The 23,183-nt window shown below is 74.0% G+C and carries 20 protein-coding genes; 12 read left to right on the top strand and 8 right to left on the bottom strand.

Translation table 11 applies throughout. The features are described 5' to 3' along the window. Window positions 1–48: 48 nt before the first annotated feature. Complete coding sequence (locus ACWGN5_RS11245) at window positions 49–810, bottom strand: CTP synthase C-terminal region-related (seleno)protein (RefSeq protein WP_453513523.1); 762 nt, start codon at window positions 808–810, stop codon at window positions 49–51. 96 nt (window positions 811–906) lie between these two features. On the opposite strand from ACWGN5_RS11245, the gene ACWGN5_RS11240 reads away from it, so the two are divergent. The 4 genes from ACWGN5_RS11240 (at window position 907) to ACWGN5_RS11225 (ending at window position 4,558) form a co-directional block, all read left to right on the top strand. Beyond that, window positions 907–1,431 carry a tetratricopeptide repeat protein gene (locus ACWGN5_RS11240; protein WP_453513521.1) on the top strand — a complete coding sequence of 175 codons (525 nt, stop codon included), beginning with the start codon at window positions 907–909 and terminating at the stop codon, window positions 1,429–1,431. A 4-nt stretch (window positions 1,432–1,435) separates the two neighbouring features. Next, window positions 1,436–2,317 (top strand): LysR family transcriptional regulator, encoded by an 882-nt coding sequence (locus ACWGN5_RS11235; protein WP_453513519.1) that lies wholly within the window; start codon window positions 1,436–1,438, stop codon window positions 2,315–2,317. Between the two features lie 49 nt (window positions 2,318–2,366). Continuing rightward, entirely contained in the window at window positions 2,367–3,326 is a 960-nt protein-coding gene (locus ACWGN5_RS11230; RefSeq protein WP_453513517.1) for a hypothetical protein, read from the top strand. Between the two features lie 104 nt (window positions 3,327–3,430). Continuing rightward, on the top strand, window positions 3,431–4,558 hold the full coding sequence (locus ACWGN5_RS11225) for a M24 family metallopeptidase (RefSeq protein WP_453513516.1): 1,128 nt from the start codon (window positions 3,431–3,433) through the stop codon (window positions 4,556–4,558). Here the strand turns inward: ACWGN5_RS11225 and ACWGN5_RS11220 are convergent, their stop codons facing one another. From ACWGN5_RS11220 to ACWGN5_RS11210, 3 genes are read right to left on the bottom strand one after another with little or no spacing between them, the layout of a single operon-like run. Beyond that, on the bottom strand, window positions 4,559–5,416 hold the full coding sequence (locus ACWGN5_RS11220; RefSeq protein WP_453513515.1) for an alpha/beta fold hydrolase: 858 nt from the start codon (window positions 5,414–5,416) through the stop codon (window positions 4,559–4,561). 34 nt (window positions 5,417–5,450) lie between these two features. Then, on the bottom strand, window positions 5,451–7,202 hold the full coding sequence (gene treZ / locus ACWGN5_RS11215; protein ID WP_453513513.1) for a malto-oligosyltrehalose trehalohydrolase: 1,752 nt from the start codon (window positions 7,200–7,202) through the stop codon (window positions 5,451–5,453). 60 nt (window positions 7,203–7,262) lie between these two features. Continuing rightward, entirely contained in the window at window positions 7,263–8,276 is a 1,014-nt protein-coding gene (locus ACWGN5_RS11210) for a GNAT family N-acetyltransferase (protein ID WP_453513582.1), read from the bottom strand. A 271-nt stretch (window positions 8,277–8,547) separates the two neighbouring features. On the opposite strand from ACWGN5_RS11210, the gene ACWGN5_RS11205 reads away from it, so the two are divergent. The 3 genes from ACWGN5_RS11205 to ACWGN5_RS11195 all read left to right on the top strand — a co-directional run bounded on the left by ACWGN5_RS11205 (window position 8,548) and on the right by ACWGN5_RS11195 (window position 10,931). Beyond that, a complete protein-coding gene (locus tag ACWGN5_RS11205) occupies window positions 8,548–9,096 on the top strand; it encodes an FHA domain-containing protein (RefSeq protein WP_453513511.1) in 549 nt (182 codons plus the stop codon). Window positions 9,097–9,307: 211 nt separating this feature from the next. After that, the gene (locus ACWGN5_RS11200; protein WP_453513580.1) at window positions 9,308–10,360 is read left to right on the top strand and encodes a cytochrome P450; all 1,053 of its coding nucleotides are present in this window, start codon (window positions 9,308–9,310) and stop codon (window positions 10,358–10,360) included. Window positions 10,361–10,439: 79 nt separating this feature from the next. Further along, window positions 10,440–10,931 carry a hypothetical protein gene (locus tag ACWGN5_RS11195; RefSeq protein ID WP_453513509.1) on the top strand — a complete coding sequence of 164 codons (492 nt, stop codon included), beginning with the start codon at window positions 10,440–10,442 and terminating at the stop codon, window positions 10,929–10,931. Window positions 10,932–11,067: 136 nt separating this feature from the next. Here ACWGN5_RS11195 and treY read toward each other — a convergent pair whose 3' ends face one another. Further along, window positions 11,068–13,395, bottom strand: a complete 2,328-nt coding sequence (treY, locus tag ACWGN5_RS11190) for a malto-oligosyltrehalose synthase (RefSeq protein ID WP_453513508.1) — start codon at window positions 13,393–13,395, stop codon at window positions 11,068–11,070. A gap of 90 nt (window positions 13,396–13,485) precedes the next feature. On the opposite strand from treY, the gene ACWGN5_RS11185 reads away from it, so the two are divergent. Further along, window positions 13,486–14,706 carry an MFS transporter gene (locus ACWGN5_RS11185; RefSeq protein WP_453513579.1) on the top strand — a complete coding sequence of 407 codons (1,221 nt, stop codon included), beginning with the start codon at window positions 13,486–13,488 and terminating at the stop codon, window positions 14,704–14,706. Here the strand turns inward: ACWGN5_RS11185 and glgX are convergent. Next, the gene (glgX, locus tag ACWGN5_RS11180; RefSeq protein ID WP_453513507.1) at window positions 14,675–16,795 is read right to left on the bottom strand and encodes a glycogen debranching protein GlgX; all 2,121 of its coding nucleotides are present in this window, start codon (window positions 16,793–16,795) and stop codon (window positions 14,675–14,677) included. The two genes, ACWGN5_RS11185 and glgX, sit on opposite strands and share 32 nt — an antisense overlap. Window positions 16,796–16,934: 139 nt before the next feature. Between glgX and ACWGN5_RS11175 the strand changes: the two genes are divergently transcribed. The 4 genes from ACWGN5_RS11175 to ACWGN5_RS11160 all read left to right on the top strand — a co-directional run bounded on the left by ACWGN5_RS11175 (window position 16,935) and on the right by ACWGN5_RS11160 (window position 21,426). Beyond that, window positions 16,935–17,786 (top strand): Tat pathway signal sequence domain protein, encoded by an 852-nt coding sequence (locus ACWGN5_RS11175; protein ID WP_453513505.1) that lies wholly within the window; start codon window positions 16,935–16,937, stop codon window positions 17,784–17,786. Between the two features lie 57 nt (window positions 17,787–17,843). Continuing rightward, a complete protein-coding gene (locus ACWGN5_RS11170) occupies window positions 17,844–19,169 on the top strand; it encodes a copper amine oxidase (RefSeq protein WP_453513503.1) in 1,326 nt (441 codons plus the stop codon). 121 nt (window positions 19,170–19,290) lie between these two features. After that, complete coding sequence (locus ACWGN5_RS11165; protein WP_453513501.1) at window positions 19,291–20,613, top strand: SAV2148 family HEPN domain-containing protein; 1,323 nt, start codon at window positions 19,291–19,293, stop codon at window positions 20,611–20,613. A gap of 87 nt (window positions 20,614–20,700) precedes the next feature. After that, the gene (locus ACWGN5_RS11160; RefSeq protein WP_453513499.1) at window positions 20,701–21,426 is read left to right on the top strand and encodes an exonuclease domain-containing protein; all 726 of its coding nucleotides are present in this window, start codon (window positions 20,701–20,703) and stop codon (window positions 21,424–21,426) included. On the opposite strand, the gene ACWGN5_RS11155 is transcribed toward ACWGN5_RS11160, so the two are convergent. Both ACWGN5_RS11155 and ACWGN5_RS11150 read right to left on the bottom strand, forming a co-directional pair. Continuing rightward, window positions 21,423–22,253, bottom strand: a complete 831-nt coding sequence (locus tag ACWGN5_RS11155) for an alpha/beta fold hydrolase (RefSeq protein ID WP_453513497.1) — start codon at window positions 22,251–22,253, stop codon at window positions 21,423–21,425. The two genes, ACWGN5_RS11160 and ACWGN5_RS11155, sit on opposite strands and share 4 nt — an antisense overlap. A 46-nt stretch (window positions 22,254–22,299) precedes the next feature. Then, window positions 22,300–23,157 (bottom strand): phosphotransferase enzyme family protein, encoded by an 858-nt coding sequence (locus ACWGN5_RS11150; protein WP_453513495.1) that lies wholly within the window; start codon window positions 23,155–23,157, stop codon window positions 22,300–22,302. Window positions 23,158–23,183 lie beyond the last annotated feature (26 nt).

Raw genomic sequence — 23,183 nt, 5'->3', positions numbered from 1 at the left:
CCTGCGACGCCCGGGCCTCAGCGCGTCCCGGGCCGCGGCGGCCGGGCCTCAGCGCGCCCCGGCCCCCGCGTACGCCTTCTCCGTGAGCGTCCCGCCCGCGTGTTCCGTCGCCGCCACCGCCAGCGCCCTGATCAGCGGGTGCGGGCGCGTGCCGTCGCCCGCCAGCTCCGGCTGGAACAGGGTCGCCAGGAAGAAGGGGTGCGAGGGGAGTTCGGCGATGCGGATGCCGCCCTCCTCGTCCGCGCCCGTGAAGCGGAGACCGTGCGCCCGCAGGGTGTCCAGGTGGCGGTTGTCCGCGCCGTAGTTGCAGTGGTACCGCTCCGTCGTCCGCTCCGCGCCCAGCGCCTTCTCGGCGAGCGAGCCGGGGGTGACCCGTACGACCCCCTCGTGGCCCACCAGCGAGCAGGCGAGCGGCGCGATCAGCAGGTCCTCCGGGTCGGCCGAGGGGTCGTTCTCGGCGTGCGCCGCCCGCTCCAGACCGCAGACGTCCCGCGCGTACTCGATCAGGGTGTGCTGGAAACCGGCGCAGGTGCCGAGGAACGGGATGCCGTCCTCGCGGGCCGTACGGATCGCCGCCAGCGCCCCCGCCTCGCTCACGTACGGGCTGCCCGGCAGCACCCACACCGCGTCGAAGCGCCGCACCGCGCCCAGGGCCTCCGCGTCGGCCGTCGGGATCCAGTACGCGTCGAGGACGAGCCCGTCGCGCTCGGCGAGGGCGTCGAGGAGGAGGGGGATGCGGACGTGCGAGCGGACGTGCGGGGAGCGGTCGCCGACCAGGGCGATCCGGGGGGTGTGCGTCGGTGAGTTCATGGCCCTCATGCTGGGCGCCGCCGCCCGTTCACGTCCAACGATGATTCCTGGTCCTTCCATCACGGACGCTTATCCTCGCCCCGCTAGGGTGGGCACATGACGAACGATCACGACTGGGAGTCCCGCGTCACCGCCCTCTGGGAGCGCCTCGACGACCTCGAACCGGCCGACTTCCGCGCCCGCGTCGCCGCCCTCGCCGCCGAGCGGCCCGCCGACGACCCGGCCGCCGTCTTCGAGCAGGGCGCCGCCCACGACTCCACCGGCATGCCCGAACAGGCCGTCGTCCACTACGAGCGGGCCCTCGACCTCGGCCTCACCGGCCTGCGCCGCCGCCGGGCCGTCATCCAGCTCGCCAGCAGCCTGCGCAACCTCGGCCGCCCCGACCGCAGCGTCGAACTCCTCACCGCCGAGCGCGCCCTCCCCGCCGACCGGCTCGACGCCGACGAGCAGGCCCTCTCCGGCGCCGTCGACGCCTTCCTCGCCCTCGCCCTCGCCGACACCGGCCGCGACCGCGAGGCCGCCTCCCTCGCCCTCGGCGCCCTCGCACCGCTGCTGCCCCGCTACAACCGCTCCCTCGCGTACTACGCCAAGGACCTCCTCAAGACGCCGTTCGGGTCCTGAACCGGTGGACCCGCACCTGCTCCGCACCTACGTCACGGTCGCGCGGCTCGCCTCCTTCTCCGAGGCCGCGCGCGACCTCGGCTACACCCAGTCCGCCGTCTCCCAGCACATCGCCGCCCTGGAGAACGACCTCGGACTGGCGCTGCTCACCCGGCGGCCCGTCGCCCCCACCCCGGCCGGGGAGCGGCTCCTCGAGCACGCCGGGGCGCTGCTGCTCCGCCTCGACGCGGCCCGCGCCGACCTCGATCGGTTCGCCGCCGCGCCCCGCGCGACCCTGGACGTCGCCGCCTCCCCGCTCGCCCTCACCTCCCGTACCCTCGCCGCCCTGCCCGCCACCGGCGTCACCCTGCGCGCCCTGCCCCGCGAGCGGGTGCCCGTCGTCGTCGCCACCGGCGAGGCGGACGCCGGGCTCGTCGACGGGATCGCCGCCCCCAGCGACCCGCTGCGGCTCGCGGACGTCGCCCCGCTCGCCGCGACCCGTGTCACCGAGGAGCCCCTCGCCGTCGTCCTGCCCGTCGACCACCCGCTCGCCGGCCGCCCCGGGCTCCGGCTCGACGACCTCGTCGACGCCCGCTGGCTGGACGCGCCCGACGCCGGCATCTCCCTCGACCGGCTCCGGGCCGTCCACGGAGGGCCCGGCGGGCGCGGCTTCCGCGACGCCCTGCGCTACGAGGGCACCGACACCCGCACCCTCGCCGCCCTCGCCGCAGCCGGGCACGGTCTGGCCCTGCTTCCGCTGCCGGCGGCCGAGGGCCTGCCCGGGGCGGCCGCCGTCCCCCTGGTCGCGCCCCGCCTCGTCCACCGCACCGAACTCCTCCTCCCGGCGGGCGCGGACCGCGAACCGTCCGGTCCGGTGGCCGAGTTCGCCCGACGGCTCAAGGGCTGACATCCGCAGTCGCTACCCTGTGCGCAACGGCGACGGAAGGCGGACGGGTGTGAGGTGGCTGCGACGAGGACCCAGGCGGGACGGCGACGACGCACCGAGGGACCCCGAGTTCGCGTACTTCTCCCAGCGGGAGGCCGCGCTCTTCCGCGGCCGGGTCCGCGAGACCTTCGCCGAACTCGGCCTGGAGGTCAGCGTCTACGCCGACCACGTCGTCGACGACAAGGGCCGGCGCTACGGCCTCGGCAACCTCGCCGCCGTCTGCCACCAGGACCCGCGCGGCCCCCGCGTCTGGCCCGGCATGATCCACCGCCACATCGGCCTCGTCGTCCGCGCCATGGAGGGCCCCTCCGCGCTCGACACCCTGCCGCCCGAGCAGATCCGCGCCCAGCTGTACCCCCGGGTCGTCTCCGGCGACGGCATCGACGCCGGCGCCTTCGGCTACGCCAGGACCGTCGCCCCCGGGCTCTACGAGGTCCTCGCGCTCGACCTGCCGGAGAGCGTCATGATGCTCACCGACGAGGCCCTGGAACGGCTCGGGGACCACGCGCAGCTCCGCGACCGGGCCCTGCGCAACCTGCGCGGACTGCCCGTCGAGGAGCACGAGACGGTCCGCGACGCCGACGGCATGTGCTTCGAGATCATCCTCGGCGACTCCTTCTACACCGCCAGCCGCGTCCTCGACCTCGACCACGTCGTCCAGCGCGTCACCGGCGTCCCGCTCGGCGAGCACGGCGCCCTCGTCGCCCTGCCCTTCCGGCACCAGCTCGCCTTCCACCCCATCCGCGACACCTCGATCATCCCGGCCCTCGGCGCGATGGCCTCCTTCGCCGCCGCCGGGTACGAGGACGTGCCGGGCGCCATCAGCCCGTACGTCTTCTGGTGGCGCGACGGCACCCTCACCCAGCTCAGCGAGCACGACGAGGAGCGGGGCGACCTGCGGATCGTCGTCGGCGAGGACTTCCACGAGCTCCTGGAACGGCTCATCGCCCAGGGCCCCGACCGCCGCTGATTCCGGTCGCCGCTCTCCGGTATCCGGTCGCGGCCCGCGTCCCCGCCCGGCAGGATGCTGTACGTCGTACCGGACGCAGCCGAAGACGTCGAGGAGAAGCCACCATGTCGGAACAGGTCGTGCCCTTCACCGCGGACGACTACCGGGCCCGGATGGCCCGCGCCGCCGAGTCCGCCGCCGACGCCGGACTCGCGGGCGTCCTCGTCGCCCCCGGACCCGACCTGGTCTACCTCACCGGCTACCAGCCGACCGCGATCACCGAGCGGCTCACCGTCCTCGTCCTCGCCGCCGGCCAGGAACCGGTCCTCGTCGTCCCGACCCTGGAGGCCCCCGACGCCGAGAAGGCCGCCGGAGCCGCCGCGCTCACCCTGCGGGACTGGACCGACGGCAAGGACCCGTACGCCGTCACCGCCCCGCTCCTCGACGTCGACGGCCGGTTCGGCGTCAGCGACAACGCCTGGGCCATGCACCTCCTCGGCCTCCAGCAGGCCCTGCCCGGCACCTCGTACGTCTCCCTCACCGAGGCCCTGCCGATGCTCCGTGGCGTCAAGGACGCCCATGAACTCGCCAGGATCGCGGCCGCCGGAGCCGCCGCCGACCAGGCGTACGGCGAGATCCTCAAGGTCCGCTTCGCCGGCCGCAAGGAGACCGACGTCGCCGCCGACCTCGCCCGGCTCCTCATCGAGTTCGGCCACTCCCAGGTCGACTTCACCGTCGTCGGCTCAGGACCCAACGGCGCCAACCCGCACCACGAGGCCGGCGACCGGGTCATCGAGCGCGGCGACATGGTCGTCCTCGACTTCGGCGGCCTCAAGCACGGCTACGGCTCCGACACCACCCGCACCGTCCACGTCGGCGAGCCCACCGACGAGGAGCGCCGCGTCCACGACCTCGTCCGCGAGGCCCAGCAGGCCGGCTTCGAGGCGGTCCGCCCCGGGGTCGCCTGCCAGGAGATCGACCGGGCGGCCCGCAAGGTCATCACGGACGCCGGCTACGGCGAGTACTTCATCCACCGCACCGGCCACGGCATCGGCGTCACCACCCACGAACCGCCGTACATGATCGAGGGCGAGGAACTCCCCGTCGTCCCCGGCATGTGCTTCTCCATCGAACCCGGCGTCTACCTCCCGGGCCGCTTCGGCGTCCGCATCGAGGACATCGTCACGGCCACGGAGGACGGCGGGGGCCGCCGCTTCAACAACACCCCGCACGAGATGGCCATCGTCGACTGACTACCGCCCCTGGGACACCAGCGCGGCGATCCGCTCCGGGAACTCCTCCACCACCAGGTGACCCGCGTCGGGTACGACTCCGAGCTCCGCGCCCTCGCCCAGCCGGGCGCGGACCGCGGGCCGAAGCCGCTCCGGCGGCAGGAACACATCCCGCTCTCCGGTCACGGCCGTGACCGGCACCTTCCGGGCGCCCGGATCCGCGAGCCCGGGCGCCCCGCTGGACCGGGCGTGCCGCGCCACGAGCGTCATCCACTCCACCAGCTCCGCCCGTGGCTCATGACCGGGCGCCAGCATCGTGCGCAGCAGCCGGGCGCTGCGGGCGGGCGTGGGCCGCAGGAACCAGGCGGCCGAGGCGGCGAGCAGCGCGGGCGGAAGACGCAGTGAGGACAGGCCGCCGGGGGAGACCAGGACCAGGCGCTCGATGTGCGCCGAGGAGGCGGACAGGGCGATCGCCGCGCCGAACGAGTGCCCGAGGACGGTGACGGGCCGCCCCTCGCAGGTCTCCGCCACGGCCTCGTCGAGCCAGGCCCCGTACCAGCTCAACCTGCCCTTGGCGAGGCCGCGTTCGCCGGAGCTCAGGCCCGGCTGGCCGGGCACGTCGAGCAGGACGACCCGGTGGCCGGCCGCGAGCAGGGCGTCGGCCAGGGGCAGGGACGCGGCGGCGTTGAAGTTCGTGCCGGGGACGAGGACGACCGTCGTCCCGGACGGGCCGGGGATGCCCGCGATCACCGCGTGCGTCGCGGCGCCTCCCGCGCCGAAGACGTCCCGCTCGTGCGGCACCCCCCAGGCGTCGAGCCGGTCGAGGCACCAGCCCCCTATCTGCTCCCGGCCCGCCTCGGTGCGGTAGATGGTGGTCACGGTGCAGAGTATCCACCCACAGGAGACGGGCGGATCAGCCGTCCGTCAGGACGATCGCCGACTCGCCGGGGAGGGCGAGCAGGCCGTCCGACGACGGCGCCTCGACCGGGTCCCAGGAGGCCAGGACCCGGTCGCGGCCGTTGGAGCCGATCGGGATCACCGTCGGCTCCTTGCCCAGGTTCACGGCCACCCGCAGGTCCCCGCGCCGGAAGACCAGCCAGTGGGCCTCCTCGTCGAAGGCCACCTTCACGCCCGCCAGGTCCGGGTCCGTCAGATCGGGCAGGGTGCGGCGCAGCGCGATCAGCTGGCGGTGCCAGGCGAGGAGCCGCTTGTGCGGGTCCCGCTCGCGTTCGGACCGGTCCAGGACCGAGCGGTCACGGGTGGCCGCCTCCTGGGGGTCGGGGACCTCGTCCTCGGACCAGCCGTGCGCCGCGAACTCCCGCTTACGGCCCCGCCGTACGGCCTCCGCGAGCTCCGGGTCCGTGTGGTCGGTGAAGTACATCCAGGGCGTGCTCGCCCCCCACTCCTCGCCCATGAACAGCATCGGCACCGAGGGGCCGGTGAGGACGAGCGTCGCCGCGCAGGCGAGCAGACCGGGCGAGAGGGAGGCCGAGAGGCGGTCGCCGAGGGCCCGGTTGCCGATCTGGTCGTGCGTCTGCGCGTACCCCAGGAAGCGGTGGGCGGGGGTGCGCTCCCGGTCCACCGGACGCCCGTGGTGGCGGCCGCGGAACGTGGAGTACGTGCCGTCGTGGAAGAAGACGCGGGTGAGCGTCTTGGCGAGCGACGCCATCGGGGCGCGCGCGAAGTCCCCGTAGTAGCCCTGGGACTCGCCGGTCAGGGCCGTGTGCAGGGCGTGGTGGAAGTCGTCGTTCCACTGGGCGTGCACGCCGAGCCCGCCGAGCGTGCGCGGCGTGGTCGTGCGCGGATCGGCCAGGTCGGACTCCGCGATCAGGAAGTGCGGGCGGCCCTGCTCCTTCGCCAACGCGTCCACGGTCGTGGACAGTTCCTCCAGGAAGGTCAGCGCCCGCGTGTCGGCGAGGGCGTGCACCGCGTCGAGCCGCAGCCCGTCGATCCGGTAGTCCCGCAGCCAGGCGAGCGCGCTCCCCAGGAAGTACGCCCGCACCTCGTCCGAACCCGGCGCGTCCAGGTTCACCGCCGCGCCCCACGGCGTGTGGTGGGTGTCCGTGAAGTACGGCCCGAAGGACGGGAGATGGTTGCCCGACGGGCCCAGGTGGTTGTGCACCACGTCGAGCACCACGCCCATGCCGAGCCCGTGCGCCGCGTCCGTGAACCGCTTCAGCGCCTCGGGCCCGCCGTACGGCTCGTGCACCGCCCACGGCGCCACCCCGTCGTACCCCCAGCCCCGCACCCCGGGGAACGGGCACAGCGGCATCAGCTCCACGTGGGTGATGCCGAGGCCCGCGAGCTCCCCGAGCCGCGCGGCCGCCGCGTCGAGCGTGCCCTCCGGGGTGAAGGTGCCGATGTGCAGCTCGTACAGGACGGCGCCGCGCAGCCGCAGCCGCGGGGATTCGTGGCGCCAGGAGTACGCCGAGTGGTCGACGACCGCGCTCAGCCCGTCGGGCCCGTCGGGCAGCCGGCGCGAGCGCGGGTCGGGCAGCACGGGACCGCCGTCGAGGGAGAAGCCGTACCGGTCGCCGTCCCCGGCGGGCACCACCCCCGACCACCAGCCGTCCCGCTCCGCGTCCCGGTCCAGGGGATGGGCGGAGCCGTTCAGCTCCAGCGTCACCCGGTCACGGGCGCTCGGCGCCCACACCTCGAAGAGCACGGGAATCCCCTCGTCGACGGTCCAGCCACTCCGGCAGTGCTACCGCGACCATCCTGGCAGTCAGGACCCCGACTCGCCCGGTGCGTCCCACACGTAGTTGACCGCGCGCTCGAACGCCACGTAGCCCGCACGGGCGAAGGACGCCGCCATCGGCACGTTCCCCACGTCCGTCGCCGCCCGGATCCGGGGCACGTCGGCGGCGGCCAGGATCCGGGTCCCCTCCGCCAGGATGTCGTCGATGTACCCGTGCCCGCGGTGGGCGGGCAGCACACCGATGTACGCGATGGTGTGGTGGTAGTTGTTCCGCGCGGGGATGACGAAGCCGACCGGCTCGCCGGTCTCCGGCAGCCGGGCGACCTGCCACCACTCGCGGGGCGAGGAGTAGTGCGCGAGCTCCTCGTCGTAGTGCAGCTCGGCCGCCTCCCGCGCCGACAGGCCGGAGGCCAGATCGGCCTGGCCGTGCGCGTCGAGCGTGCCCTCCATGACCGGCGTCATCAGCGCGAGGAGGTCCTCGCGGTCCCGCACGGGACGGAACTCCAGACGGCCCTTCGGCTCCGGTACGGGGGTGCCGGGCCGCCACTCCAGGCGCAGCCGCTCCACCAGCGGGCGGGCGCCCGTGCGCTCCAGGACGGCGAAGAGGGACTCCAGGACGGACCGGGTCTCCGGGACCTCCCGCCAGTCCGCCGGGATGAACCGCCCGAACTCGGGGCGCCGCGTGCCCGCCGGGATCACCGCGGCCGTCGCGGTCGTCAGGAGCCGCAGACCGACCTCGGCGCGCTCCTCGGCGGACAGCTCCGGGTCGAGGTCGAAGAAGTCGAGCGCCTGGGGTGCGGCGCCCGCCGCGTGGGTCCACCAGGCGAGCCGGCCGACGAGCCGGTCGCCGTCGAGGGCCACCCACATCCACTGCGGGAGGCGACGGCCGGTCGCGAGGTCGTCGGCGAGCTCGTGGTCGAGCGAGTAGGTGAGGCGGAGGAAGAGGTCGAGTTCCCCGGGGCCGGTGAGCGGGCGGACGTAGAGGCCGGGGACGGCCGAAGTGGACTGCGCGGGGCCGGAGCCGTGCGGGTCGTCGTGCAGGTCGTGCTCGGCGTGGCGCTGGTCGTGCGCGTCGTCGTGCTGGTGGTGCTGGTGGTGCTGGTCGTGCTCGTGGTGCTGGTCGTGCTGGTCGTGCTCGTGGTGCTGGTCGTCCGTGGACGAGGAAGACGTGGTCACGTCCGGTTTCCCCCTGGGAATCTCTGGTGTGAGGACGGCAGAAGGTAACAGGCGTCACGCCGCGACCGGTACGGAGTTTCCGCAGGCCCTGGGCCCTTCTGGACACGTCGGGGCCGACGGACCGACAATCTGCAGTGTGACGACCCCTTTCGAGCTTCCGGCGAACTCCCCTCGGCTGACCGACGCCGAGCGGGACCGCGCGCTGGTGCTGCTCCGTGAGGGCGCCGCCCAGGGCCGCCTCTCGCACGACACGTTCCTCTTCCGGATGGAGCGGGCGCTCCAGGCCCGCCGGCCCGACGAACTCGCCCTGCTCACCGCCGACCTGCGCTCCGAGGGCACCTGGACCCGCCGGGTGGTCGGCGCGGTCGAGCGGATGTCCGCGTTCACCGCGCGGATCGGGCGCGCCTGGAGCGCGGAGCGGCTGCCGAAGCTGCTCCTGCCGCACCCGGGCCCGCACCCGCTGCGGATCGGGCGCGACCCGGTCAACGGGCTGCGGCTCAGCCATGAGACGGCCTCCCGGCTGCACGCCGAACTCTCGCTCCAGGGCGGTCTCTGGGTGCTCCGCGACCTCGGCTCGACGAACGGCACCACCGTCAACGGGCGGCGGGTCACCGGCGCCGTGGTGGTGCGGGCCGGGGACGTGGTCGGCTTCGGCCAGATGTCGTTCCGGCTGTCCGTCGACTGAGCGCGGGCTTCACCCGTTCGGCGGTACGCGGCGGGCGGAGCGGCCCGCACGGTGATGGGCTGGGTAGACGCGGGCCACGATCGCCGGCCGCGGCACCCACCGCCGATCGACAGGGGGCGAGATGAGCGACGCGCCGAACCGCGAGCCGGACCGGGGCAGGGGGAGCGAGCGGCCGGAGGAGCCGGAAGACCTGTGGAGCCGCCTGCCGTCGATGGCACCGGCGGCACCGGCGGCACCGCCGGCCGAGGCGCCCGCGGCGACCGGGACCGAGGCCCCCACCCGTACGCCCCTTCCCGGCCATGTGCGCACCCTCGCCGACCCGGCCGCCGCCGGGCCCGTCCCGCCGGGTGGGCGGACCGTCGCGCCCAGTCCTCTCGACCCCGGCGCCTCGTGGGACCCGCACGGGATCCACCGGACCCTGCGCGAGGAGTTCCCCCTCACCTACGACCCGCTGCTGCGGGCCTGGGTCCTCAGCCGGTACGCGGACGTGGCCGCCGCCCTCACCGACGCCCGCTTCACGCACGGGCACCGGCCCGGCGACCCGCCCTGCGCGCAGGCCCATGTCGACGTCGACGTGGAGGCCCTGCGCGCGGTCACCGAACGCACCGCCTACGTCCTGGCCGCCCGGATCGCCGAACGGTCCCGGGCCGATCTGGTCGCCGACTTCTGCCACTGGCTGCCCGCCGGCACCGTCGCCGCGGCCGTCGGCGTGCCCTACCGCGACATGATGCGGCTCGTCCGCGGCCGTGCGGCCGGGGCGCTGGCGGGGGAGTGCGGCGGTCAGATCGCCGTACGGGAGAAGGCGCTGGCCTCCTTCCTCGGCAACGTCCTCGCGGACCCCGACCTGGTCGCCGCCCTCCGCGACGCGCCGACCGGTCTCGTCGCCCGCGCCTGGGCCGAGTCGCTGCGCCGGGACCCGCCCGTGCAGATCGCCGTGCGCCGCACGAGCGCCGAGGTGCCGGTGAGCGGCGGGATCGTCCCCGCGGGCGCGTCCGTCGCGCTGCTCGTCGGCTCGGCGGGCCGCGATCCGGAGCGCTTCCGCGAGCCGGACCGCTTCGACCCGTTCCGGGACGACCCGGGCCAGCTCACGTACGGCTCGGGGTTCTGCCCGGCGGTGCTGCTCGCCGGCTTCGAGGCGGAGTACGCCCTGCGGGCCCTCTTCACGGCCATGCCGCGGCTGCGACTCGCCGACGGCTTCCGTCCCGCGCCCACGGGGCTCATCACGCGGGCTCCCCGGAGCCTCATCGTCCGCCCGGGCGGCTGAGAGGGTCCCCGACCGCTGTTAGGGTGACGTGCGCTCGTCAACGAGCGTTCGTTCTACCACTTTCCACGGGGATTCAAACATGAAGATGCGTCATGTCCGTGCGATCGCTGTCTTCGGCATCGCGGTCGTCGCCCTCACCGGTGCCCGCGGCTCGCACGGCGCCAGCTGCGGCGGCAGCAGCTCCGGCAGCCACAGCAGCGGCAGCAACCACAGCGACAACGACAGCTCGTCGAGCAGCAGCACCGGCGGTTCCGTGACCGGCGGTTCGAGCAGCGGCAACAAGGCCATGCGCGATGTGACCATCGACGAGTGCAAGTACGACCCGGCGACGAAGAACCTCGTCGGCCGCGTCACCATCAAGAACGACGGCGTGCTCGACTACGACTACAACGTCACGATGAAGTTCACGGGCGACGCCGGCGTCACCGTCGTCCCCGCGAGCGCGACGAAGACCGCCATCGCGGTCGCGGCGGGCGCCTCCAAGTCCGAGGAACTCTCCACCTCCTACCCCGGATCCGGCGACGGCTCCGAGTACACCAAGTGCGAGGTCACCCGAGTGTCCCGCTCCTGACGCTCGGCTCGGCCGCGGCCGGGTCCGTACGGCCCGGCCGCAGCACCGAGGCGAGCAGCAGGACGCCGGGGAGGATCCCGGCGACGGTCCGGATCGCGGTGACCCCCCACCCGGGTGCGACTCCGGGTGCGGCCCTTCACTCCACCCGGGTCAGCAGCGCCACCGGCCGCTCCGCGAACAGCTCCGCCAGCTTGACCTCCGTCGCCGCTCCACCCGTGAACTCCCGTACGCCGTCCAGCGCGTCGGCCCAGCGCCCCTCGGGCAGCACCAGCTCCGTGTCCTGCCAGCCGCCCGCCTGAGCGAGCCGCAGGGACAGCCGGGTCACGGCCGTGATCGCCCGTCCGGAGCGCGCGAAGGCCAGGCAGTGCGCCGCCGCCGGGCCCTCCGCCGCGAGCGGGACGTACGTGCCGCCCGGCCCGAAGGCCTCCGGGTGCGCCCGCCGCAGCCCCAGCGCCGCCCGGACCAGGGCCGTCCGCTCGTCGTCCTCGCCGACCGCGAACGGCGCCCGGTTGTCCGGGTCGACGAGCGCCCGGTACTCCCGCTCCGTGTTCTGGTACAGCTCCGGCACCCCCGGCATCGTGAGCTGCGCGAGCGCGGCGCCCAGCGCGTGCGCCCGGATGTGCGGCTCCAGGGCGAAGGCCGCCGCCGAGGCCGCCCGGAGCGGGATCCGGCCGGGCCCGGCCGCCGTGAACTCGGCCACCGCCCGCTCGTACTCCGCGTCCGGCTCGGTCCAGCTGGTCCGCAGCCCCGCCTCCCGTACGGACTTGAGGATCGCCGGGCCGAGACGGTCCGGGTCCGGGGCGCCGAAGCCGAAGGCCGTCTGCCAGGCCGTCCACGCCACGTGCGCGTCGGGCGCGGGCACCCCGGCGACCTCCGCGAGGAGCTCCGCCCACACCTCCGGGCACTGGGAGAGCACCGCGATCCCGGCCCGGACGTCCGCGCTGCGCTTGGTGTCGTGCGTGGAGAGCACCGTGCCGGTGCCCGGCCAGTCCCGGGCGATCCGCAGGCAGTACGCGTGGAATTCCTCCACCGGCACCGCCGGACGGCCCGCGTCGCCGCCGACCTCGTTCGCCGACAGCAGCGGCGCGTACCGGTAGAAGGCGGTGTCCTCCACGGACTTGGCCCGCAACGCGGACGAGGTCTGCGCGAACCGCGCGCGGAAGGCCCGGTGTTCGGGACCGTCGCCGAGCCCGCCGAGCGCCAGCGCCCGCACGGTGTCCACGGCCGAAGCCTCCTCCGGCACCGCGAACGCGGCCTTCGCGCCGCGCGCCGCCTCCGGGGTCAGCACCTCCTCGCCGCCCGTCCGGTAGGGGCGGTAGACGGGGACGCGGACGAGGAGCTCCCGGATCGCGGTGCGCAGCGCCCAGGGGGCGTGGTCCCGGAGCCTGGGATCGGCGGCGCAGATCCGCCCGGCGATCCGGGTCAGCGCGGCCGTCTCGGACGCCAGGTCATGGGTGACCACCTCGTACGCGGCGCGGCGCTCCGTCGCCTCCCAGCGGCCGCCCCGGTCCCCGGCCTTGCCGACGAACTCCCGGTACACATCGGCGAGTTCGTCGGCGCCGACCGGGTCCGTGAAGACGCCGTCGAGCCGCCGCAGCGCGTCGTACCCGGTGGTGCCCGCGACCGGCCAGTCGGCGGGCAGCGTCTCCGCGCCCGTGAGGATCTTCTCGACGACCGTCCAGCACCGCCCGCCGGTCGCCGCCGCCAGCTCCTCCAAGTAGCCCTGCGGGTCGGCGAGTCCGTCCGGGTGGTCGATGCGCAGCCCCTCGATCACCCCGTCCGCGACCAGCTCCACGATCTTCGCGTGGCTCGCCGCGAACACCTCGGGGTCCTCCACCCGCACCCCGATGAGCTCCGAGACGGTGAAGAAGCGGCGGTAGCCCAGCTCGGTGCGGGCCAGCCGCCACCAGCCGAGCCGGTACCACTGGGCGTCGAGCAGCTCGTCGAGCGGCAGGTCCTCGGTGCCGGGACGGAGCGGGAACTCCTGGCCGTCCAGGTGCAGGGACCCGCCCGAGACCCGGAACCCGTCCCGTACCTCCGGGAGGCGCGCCGGCAGCACCGGGAGCAGCATCCGGCCGTCCCCGGCCCGCCAGTCGATGTCGAACCAGCGGGCGTACGGCGAGTCCGGGCCGTCGCGGAGCACGGCGCGCAGCGCGTGGTTGTGGCGCGGGGAGGCCGCCATGTGGTTGGGCACGAGGTCCACGACGAGCCCGAGGCCGTGCGCCCGCGCGGTCGCCGCCAGGGCCCGCAGCCCCTCCTCGCCGCCCAGTTCGGCCCGTACGGACCGGTGGTCGGTGACGTCGTAGCCGTGGGTCGAGCCGGGCACCGCCTCCAGGACCGGGGACAGGTGCAGATGCGAGACCCCGAGGCCGGCCAGGTACGGCACGGCGCGCTCGGCGGCCGCGAACGGGAACTCGGGCTGGAGCTGCAGCCGGTAGGTCGAGGTGGGTGGATTGGGCGTCATGCGAACGTACGTACCCCGCCGGAGGGCTTCTGTGTCATCGCCCCATGCACCCGTTCGAGTGCATCGCGTTACGTTCGCGTGATGCTCCGGATGTATCGCGACACGCTGTCCCTGCTGGGACCGGCCCTGCCGGTCGTCTCGTTCCTCGGCCGGCTGCCCACCGCCATGTGCCAGCTCGGCAGCCTGCTCCTGGTCGCGGAGACCAGCGGATCGCTCGCCACCGCCGGACTCACCGGCGGCGCGCTCGCCGCCGGACAGACCGTCGCCGGGCCCGTCATCGGCCGGCTCGCCGACCGGCACGGCCAGCGCGGGGTCGTCCTCGCGGCCTCCCTGGCCAACGCGGTCGCCGTCACCGCCCTGGTCCTCGCCGCCCTCGCCGAGGCCGCGACCGGCCCGCTCATGGTGCTCGGGGCACTCGCCGGGGCCACCGTCCCGCAGGTCGGGCCGCTCGCCAGGACCCGCTCCGTGGCCCTCGCCCGCCGCTCCGGGGCGGACGACCGGCTCGTCGGCGCGGTCCTCTCCTTCGAGGGCACCCTCGACGAGGTCTCCTTCGTCCTCGGCCCCGCCCTCGTCGGCCTCGCCGCCGCCCTCGCCCACCCGGCCGCCGCGCTGCTCCTGGCGGCGCTGCTGCTCGCCGTCTGCGGGACGGCCTTCGCGCTCCATCCGACGGCCGCGGCCCCGGTGCCCGTCACGACCACCCGAATGAGTGCCGCCGAACGGACGCGGCTGCCGGGATCCGCGTACGCCCTGCGCGGCACGATGGTCCTCCAGGGCGCCATGTTCGGCGCCTCGCAGGCCGGGATCACCGCCCTCACCGAGGAGCTCGGCGCCCCCGCCCAGGCCGGGCTCGTCTACGCGGCCATGGGCGTCATGAGCGCCGCCGTCGGCCTCTCCATGGCCGCCGTGCCGGCCCGGATGGGGCTCACGACCCGCTGGCGCGCCGCGACCGCCGGGCTCGTCGTCCTCTCCGTACCGCTGCTGTTCGCCGGCTCCCTCGGCGCGCTGTACGCGGTCGTCGTCGTCCTCGGCGCCGCCTACGCCCCGCATCTGATCACCGTCTTCGGGCTCACCGAGCGGACCGTCCCGGCCACCCGGCTCGCCGAGTCGATGGCCTTCCTCACCAGCGGGATCGTGGGCGGCCAGGCGCTCGCGCTGGCCGTCTCCGGCCGGCTCGCCGAAGGCCACGGCGCCCCCGCCGCCTTCGCGGTGGCGGTGGGGGCGGCCGTGGCCTGCGCGCTGCTGTCCTGGACGGTGCGGGTGACGGCTCCCGTGCGGGAACTCAGGCCGGTCGGCGCAGAACGGTCAGGCTGAGCGGAGCGAGCGTCACCCGCTCGCCTCCCGCGAGCTCAGGGCCCTCCTGCGGCGGCATGCCCTCCGGGTCCGAGGTGTCCACGACCATCCGCCAGCAGCGGCCGTGGCTGTCGGGGACCGCGAACTCCAGCTCCTTCGATGAGGCGTTGAACATCAGCAGGAAGGAGTCGTCGGCGATCCGCTCGCCCTGTGTGCCCGGCTCCGAGATGGCGTTGCCGTTGAGGAAGACCGTCAGCGCCTTCGCGTGCGCGGCCTGCCAGTCGCGGGCCGTCATCTCCTCGCCCTCGGGCGTGAACCAGGCGATGTCCGTCAGCTCGTCGTGGGTGCCCTCCACCGGCCTTCCGTGGAAGAAGCGGCGGCGACGGAAGACCGGATGGTCCCGGCGCAGCCGGACCATCGCGCGCGTGAACCGCAGCAGCGTGGCCTCCGCCTCGCTGTTCTCCTTCGGCCACCGCACCCAGGACACCTCGTTGTCCTGGCAGTACGCGTTGTTGTTGCCGCCCTGCGTCCGCCCGAACTCGTCGCCGTGGCTGAGCATCGGCACGCCCTGCGAGAGCATCAGCGTGGCGAGGAAGTTGCGCATCTGGCGGGCGCGCAGCTCCGCGATCCCGACGTCCTCGGTCTCGCCCTCGGCCCCGCAGTTCCAGGAGCGGTTGTAGCTCTCGCCGTCCCGGTTGCCCTCGCCGTTCGCCTCGTTGTGCTTGTCGTTGTACGAGACGAGGTCCCGCAGGGTGAAGCCGTCGTGGCAGGTCACGAAGTTGACCGAGGCGAGCGGCCGCCGGCCGTCGTCCTGGTACAGATCGGAGGAGCCGGTCAGCCGGGAGGCGAACTCGGCGAGCGTGCGCGGCTCGCCCCGCCACAGGTCCCGCACACAGTCCCGGTACTTGCCGTTCCACTCGGTCCACAGCGGCGGGAAGTTGCCCACCTGGTAGCCGCCCTCGCCGACGTCCCAGGGCTCGGCGATCAGCTTCACCTGGCTCACCACCGGGTCCTGCTGCACCAGGTCGAAGAACGAGGACAGCCGGTCCACCTCGTGGAACTGGCGGGCCAGGGTGGCCGCCAGGTCGAAGCGGAAACCGTCCACGTGCATCTCGGTCACCCAGTACCGCAGACTGTCCATGATCAGCTGGAGCACGTGCGGGGAGCGCATGAGCAGCGAGTTCCCGGTGCCGGTGGTGTCCGTGTAGTACCGGGGGTCGTTCGACAGCCGGTAGTACGAGGGGTTGTCGAGGCCCCGGAAGGAGAGCGTCGGGCCCAGGTGGTTGCCCTCGGCGGTGTGGTTGTAGACCACGTCGAGGATGACCTCGATGCCCGCCTGGTGCAGCGCCCGGACCGCCGACTTGAACTCCAGGACCTGCTGGCCCCGGTCGCCCCAGGACGCGTAGGCGTTGTGCGGGGCGAAGAAGCCGATCGTGTTGTAGCCCCAGTAGTTGGCGAGCCCCGCGTCCACCAGACGGTGGTCGTTCACGAACTGGTGCACGGGCATCAGTTCGAGCGCCGTGACGCCCAGTTCCTTCAGATGGCCGATGACCGAAGGGTGCGCCAGCCCCGCGTACGTCCCGCGCAGCTCCTCCGGAAGGTCCGGGTGCAGCATCGTCAGGCCCTTCACATGGGCCTCGTAGATCACCGTGTGGTGGTACTCGGTGCGCGGCCGCCGGTCGTCGCCCCAGTCGAAGTAGGGGTTCACGACCACCGAGGTCATCGTGTGCGGCCCCGAGTCCAGGTCGCCCCGCGCGTCGGGCCGCCCGAACGGGTAGCCGTACACCGCCTCGCCCCACTTCACCTGCCCCGACACCGCGCGCGCGTACGGGTCGAGCAGCAGCTTCGCCGCGTTGCAGCGCAGCCCGCGCTCCGGCGCGTACGGGCCGTGCACGCGGAACCCGTACCGCTGGCCGGGCATCACGCCCGGCAGATAGGCATGCCGCACGAACGCGTCGGTCTCGCGCAGCTCCACCGCCGTCTCCGAGCCGTCGTCGTGCAGCAGACACAGCTCGATCCTGTGGGCGGCCTCCGAGAAGACCGCGAAGTTGGTTCCCGCTCCGTCATAGGTGGCGCCCAGGGGGTACGCCTGTCCCGGCCAGACCTGCATGGATATAGATTCTTCCTCTTCTGTCCGGGTTTTGTGGGTGTTCTTCGGCCAGATCCTGCCCGAAAGAAGGGCAACCACCTAGGACTTCGCCCCGTCCTACCGGGTGACCGCAGACCAAGAGGGGGAAAGAGGGGGAAGTGTGTACGAAATAGTGCGCCGCCACCTGGGGAAGGTGGTGGCCGGAGCGGCCATGGCGGTGACGGGCACCGCCGTCGCCGTCGCCATCAGCCTGCCGGGGCAGGCAGGGGCGAACGGGGCCGCCGGAACCGGGGGGTCCACCGGCATCGCCGGCGCGGCCGGTACGCGGACAGGGGGCGGCACGGGCAGCGCCTCGCAGCAGGGGGAGGCGGGCGTCCAGGACACCGGCACCGCCCCGCCGCCCGCCACCGTCGTCCCGCCCGCGGCCGAGGGGAAGAAGGGCGTCGGCAGCGACCCGCTCACCGACGACGAGCTCGCACGGGCCGAGACGCTGGCGCTGACCCCGCCCGCCGCCTCCGCCCAGCAGAACGTGGACGGCGGCCGCGGCCCGCAGCGCCTCGGCACCCGGCTGGCCGACCCCGTCCCGGGCGACCCGTCCCGCCGCGCCGATGTCCGCCTCTACGACTACGCGCGCGACGAGCTCCTCACGAAGACCGTCAACCTCGACACCGGCAAGGTCGAGAAGTCCGGCGCGGAGCGCGGGGTCCAGCCCTCCGCCCACCCCGAGGAACTGCGCGAGGCCCTGGAGCTGATCCTCGCGAGCCCGCTCGGCAAGGGCGTCAAGGAGGACTTCAAGGACGCCACCGGCAAGGAGCTCACCTCCACCGGACAGCTGTGGTTCAACGGCGACGTCTACCGCACCTACCGCGAGGCGAACGTGCCCGCGCAGCTCGCCCGTTGCGGGGAGCACCGGTGCGTCCGGCTCGTCACCAAGGTCCTCAACGGGGCCTGGATCGACACCCGGAACCTGATCGTCGACCTCTCCGCGAGGACCGTCACCCGGGTCGGCTGACCACCGCCCCGGCCACTCCACAGCCTCCTCACGACACGTACGAGGGAGTACGTCCCCATGTCCCACCGGAGCAACCCGCGCGCCCGCAAGCGGGGCGCCGTCCTGACCGCCGCCGTGCTGCTCGGCACCGCCACGGCCGCCGCAGGGCCGGCGACCGGCGCCACCGCGGCCCCCGCCCCGCCCGCCCGCCCGAACCAGGCGCCCGCCGCCTCACCCGACTGCTCGGCCGCGTACCGCATCACCCAGAAGCTCGACGGCGGCACCACCTGGCGCATGTGCTGGCGCTACGACACCGACGCCGGGCTCACGCTCGACCGCGTCACCTACCAGCCGCCCGGCGCCACCGCGCCCATCAAGGTCCTCAACAGCGCCCGGCTCGCCCAGATCCACGTGCCGTACGACGACGGCGGCGCCGAGTACGACGACCTCACCGGCGCCGGCTTCGGCTGGGGCCTGCAGAACCTCAAGCCGGCCGAGTGCCCCGGCGGCACCCTCACCACCGTCAAGGTGCCCGAGATCGGCGACGTCAAGGGCCTGTGCACCACCACGCGGGCGCGTGGACACGCGTACCGCATGGCCAGCGACAACGGCTCGAAGGTCTGGGCGGCCCAGGCCAAGGACCTGCTCGTCTACACCGTCAACAAGGTCGGCTGGTACGAGTACATCACCGAGTGGCGCTTCACCGCCGACGGCACCATCGGCGCCAACGTCGGAGCCACCGGCAGCCTCTCGCCCGTCGACTACAACGCCACCGACGGCCGCGGCTGGCCCATCGGCAAGGGCGCCCGCGGCTACGCCACCAGCCACGCCCACAACGTGTTCTGGAAGCTCGACTTCGGTCTCGACGGCTCCACCAAGGACCGGATCGAGCAGTTCGACTCCACCGTCAGCGCGCCCGCCGGCAACGGCGGACCCACCGTGAAGACGAAGAAGACCGTCGTCACCAAGGAACTCGCCGGCGACGCGAAGAACATGCGCTGGTGGCGGGTGGTCAGCGGCACCGGCAAGAACGCCGACGGCCACGCCCGCTCGTACGAGATCGTGCCCGGCCACACCGACACGCACGCGGGCCGCGGATTCACCAAGCACGACGTGTACTTCACCCAGAACCGCGCCTGCGAGAAGTTCGCCAGCAACAACATCGGCAACTGCCCGGCCGGCGCCGGCGACAGCGTCGACAGGTGGGTCAACGGCGAGACGCTGACTCAGCCGTCCGTGTGGGTCAACATCGGGTTCCACCACATCGCCCGGGACGAGGACCAGCAGCCGATGCCGGTCCACTGGCAGGGCTTCCAGTTCGCGCCCAGGGACGTAACCGCTATGAATCCGCTCACTCCGGCCGATCTCGCCTCCCAGAACGGGCAGCCGGATCTGGGGAGTTGAGGAAGCAGCCTGACGATCCTGCTGCACCGCCTCCCGCTCGGGGAGTACCCTTCCTTGATCGTTGTCACATGGTCATCCTGTCCGCCGGAACGGGTGTCCGGGAGCAGAAGGCGGTGCGCGGGTGAGCTCGGGAGGTCTGGAGCTGCCCCCAGGTGACGCGGGTCACGAAGGGGGCCCGGCCGACCCGGCAGAGGCGCCGCCCGGAGCGGTCGCGCCGCCGGGCGCGGCCGTACCTCCGGGCGTGGTCCTGCCGCCGGGCGCGGTCGTGCCGCCCGGCACGGTCACCGTCGGCAGGCCCGTGGAGATCGGGGCGGAGCTCGACTGGGGCGCCGAGGCCTGGAGCGAGGTCCGCACCCGGGCCCAGCGCGCCGGCCGGGCCTACATCTGGCTGAACCTGGTCGAGCAGCGGCTGCGGGCCGTCGTCGCCGCCGTCCTGCGGCCCGTGTACGAGCCCGTGCACGGCGAGGAGTGGGTGGTGGCCGCGGCCGGTCCCGCCGGCCAGGAATGGGTCCAGCGGGCCGTCGCCGTCCGCGAGGTGTCCCGGCGCAAGGGCTACCTCCTCGACCCGGCCGACGACAACGTGCTGAGCTTCCTCACGCTGCCCCAGCTGCGCGAGCTGATGGTGCAGCACTGGCCCTGCTTCGAGCCCTACTTCGACGACCGGCGCGAGGTCGAACTCGCCCTGGACGAGCTGGAGGTCACGCGCAACGTGGTCTCCCGCAACCGGGCGCTCTCGCTGACCGTCCTCGCCCAGTCCGAACGGGCCTCCGCCCGCATCCTGGAGATCCTCGGCGGCGGGGCCGGGGTGCCGTCCGCCGACCGGCTGCCCGTCGACGCGGTCGAGGACCTCGTCGGCGACCGGTACGCGGACGTCGTCTCCGTCCACCCCGACCGGGTCCGGCTCCAGCGGCAGCTGCCCGCCGAGGACCTCTTCGGCGGGGCCCGCCGCCTCGACGCCACCGGCATAGGCCTCAATCTGCTCGTGCAGAACTTCTCCGGCCGCCGCATGGTCCGGCTCGCCGAGTCCGGCTGCCGGACCCGGCTGCTCTTCCTCAACCCGGCGAGCAGCGCCGTCAAGCGCCGCGAGCGGGAACTCGGCCTGAAGAAGGGCGAGCTGAGCCGCTCGGTCGAGATGAACATCCTGCACATGCGCCGGGTCCGCTCGAAGCTGCGCGACCCGGGCGCCTTCCAGATCCACGTCTTCGACGAGACGCCCCGCTTCACCGCCTACCTCGTCGACGGCGACGGGCCGGACGGGGTCGGTGTCGTCCAGTCGTATCTGCGCCGGGCCCGGGGCATGGAGGCCCCGGTCCTCGTCCTGCGCGGCGGCGGACGGAACGTGGTCCGGCACGGGCAGCCCGCCCGTGACGGAGATCACGGACTTTTCGAGACATACCGGGAGGAGTTCGAGTCGGTCTGGCTCGACTCCCGGCCCGTCTCCTGACCCCTCGGCGGGGGCAGCCGAAGGCGTTGTCAGTGGTGCGTGCGAGGGTGGTCAGCACCACGGGGGAGATCACGTAAGGAGGACCCGATGGCTTGGCACGGCGACACGCTGGTCGGCTTCGACCTGGAGACGACCGGCACGGAACCGCTGGAGGCCCGTATCGTCACGGCCTCGATCGTCGAGGTCGACGGCGGCGGACAGGTCAGGCAGCGGCGGGACTGGCTCGCCGACCCGGGCATCCGCATCCCGGAGCAGGCCTCCGCGATCCACGGCATCAGCACCGAGCGCGCGGCGGCCGAGGGCCGGCCCGCCCGCGAGGTCGCCGACGAGATCGCCCGGACCCTCGCCGCCTACTGGGAGGACGGCGTCCCGGTCGTCGCGTACAACGCCTCCTTCGACCTCACGCTCCTCGCCGCCGAGCTGCGCCGCCACGGCCTGCCCTCCCTGGAGGAGCGGCTCGGCGGGACGGCCATCGGGCCGGTCGTCGACCCGTACACCATCGACCGGGCCGTCGACCGCTACCGGCGCGGCAAGCGGACCCTGGAAGCGGTCTGCGGGGAGTACGGCGTGGTCCTCGAAGCCGCCCACCAGGCCGCCGCCGACGCGCTCGCCGCCGTCCGGGTCGCCGTCGCGATAGCCGAGCGGCACCCCCAGGTCGCCGCCCTCGACCCGGCCGAGCTGCACGAGCGGCAGATCGGCTGGTACCGGACCTGGGCCGAGAACTTCCAGGACTTCCTGCGCCGCAAGGGCGACGCGGAGGCGGTCGTCGACTCCACGTGGCCCCTGCGCCCGGCGGTCGCGGTGGCCGGCTAGCCGTTCTCCTTGAGGAAGGAGAGCAGCAGCTCGTTGACCTTCTCCGGCTGGTCGAGCTGCAGCCAGTGGCCCGCGTCCTCGACCCGCTCGTAGCGCCAGGAGCCGGCGACGTACTCGCCCGTCCCGGACATCGAGCGCTCGGTGAGGAAACGGTCGCCGGTCGACCACAGGCCCATCACCGGGACCGACTCCGGCAGCGGCACCGCCGGCACGTCCGCGCCGAACTGGACCTCCGGCGGCAGACCCGCGCGGTAGATGTCCAGTGCGGCCGTCAGCGCGCCGGGCGCGCGCAGCGTCTCGATCGCGGCCTCGGCGTCCGGGTGCTCGCCCAGCATCTCCCGCAGGTTGGCGTAGTCGTCCCGCGCGAGCCAGTCCTCGGCGACCCCGGCCAGCTGGAACAGCAGCATGTACCAGGAGCGCTGCTTCTGCTCCCAGCCGGCGGCCCGGATGGACCCCAGGTGACCCACGGACAGGATGCTCAGGCTCCGCACCCGGTCCGGGAAGAACTGGGTCACGGCCTGTGCGATGCCCGAACCCCAGTCGTGGCCCACCAGATGGACCTGGTCGAGGTCGAGGTGCGCCAGGAGCTCGACCATGTCGCCGACGTGCTTGCCCGGGTGGTACGCCTCGGGACCGCCCTCCGGCCGGTCGGAGTCGCCGAAGCCCCGCAGCGTGGGCACGACGGTCCGGAAACCGGCCGCGTGCAGCGCCGGGACCTGGTGCCGCCACAGGCGGTGGCTGTCCGGGAAGCCGTGCACGAGCAACACGGCCGGCCCCTCCCCGCCCACCTCGACGTCGAGGGTCACCTCGGACAGTTCGACACGCATCTCAACACCCCGTTCGTCACTGGCCGGTTCGGCGGTCACCATGATGTCAGAAGGGGTACCAGCGCACCTCGGGGTCACCGTCCCGCAGCGAGGCCACCCGCCGCTCGAACTCGGCGAGCGCCTTCGGGTTCGTCGGCGCGTGCTGCGCCACCCACGCGCAGCTCGCGGTCTCCCGCGCCCCGCGCAGCACCGCGCACCCCTCCCACTCCCGGACGTCCCAGCCGTACGCCTCGGTGAAGGCCTCGTACGCCGCCGGGTCCAGGCCGTACCGGTCCCGGGAGAGCGCGAGGACCACCAGGTCGTGCTCGCGCAGGTCCGAGGAGAAGGTCTCCAGGTCCACCAGGACCGGCCCGTCCGGGCCGACGTGGACGTTCCGCGGGAGGGCGTCCCCGTGGATCGGGCCCGGCGTCAGACGCGGGGTGAGCGCGGCCGCCGCCGGGGCGAAGGAATCGCGCCGCTCCCGCAGGAACGCCGCGTCCGCCGGGTCGATCGCGTCCCCCGCGAGCCGCAGCCACCGCTCCACCCCGCCGAGCAGCTCACGGCGCGGGAGCGTGAACCCGGTCGGTTCGGGCAGCGCGTGCACCGCCCGCAGCAGAGGGGCGAGATCACGGGGCTCCGTGGGGCGCACCGCCTCCGGCAGCCGGTGCCAGACGGTCACCGGATGCCCGTCCACCAGGCGCGGCTTCTCCTCGGCGGCCCGGACCGCCGGGACCCCGGCGGCTTCCAGCCAGGAGGCCAGCGCGAGCTCCCGCTCCGCCCGCTCGATCAGCTCCGCGTCCCGGCCGACCTTCACCACCAGGTCGCCCAGGGCGAAGACCGCGTTCTCGCCCAGGGCGAGCAGCCGCGCACCCGCGACCGGCAGCCCCGCCCCGGCCAGGATCTCCCGTGCCCGCGCCTCGTCCATCGACCACTCCTCACCCATGTGTTTGC

Source organism: Streptomyces sp. NPDC055815 (assembly GCF_053616475.1).
This window is presented reverse-complemented; position numbering and strand designations above follow the sequence as displayed.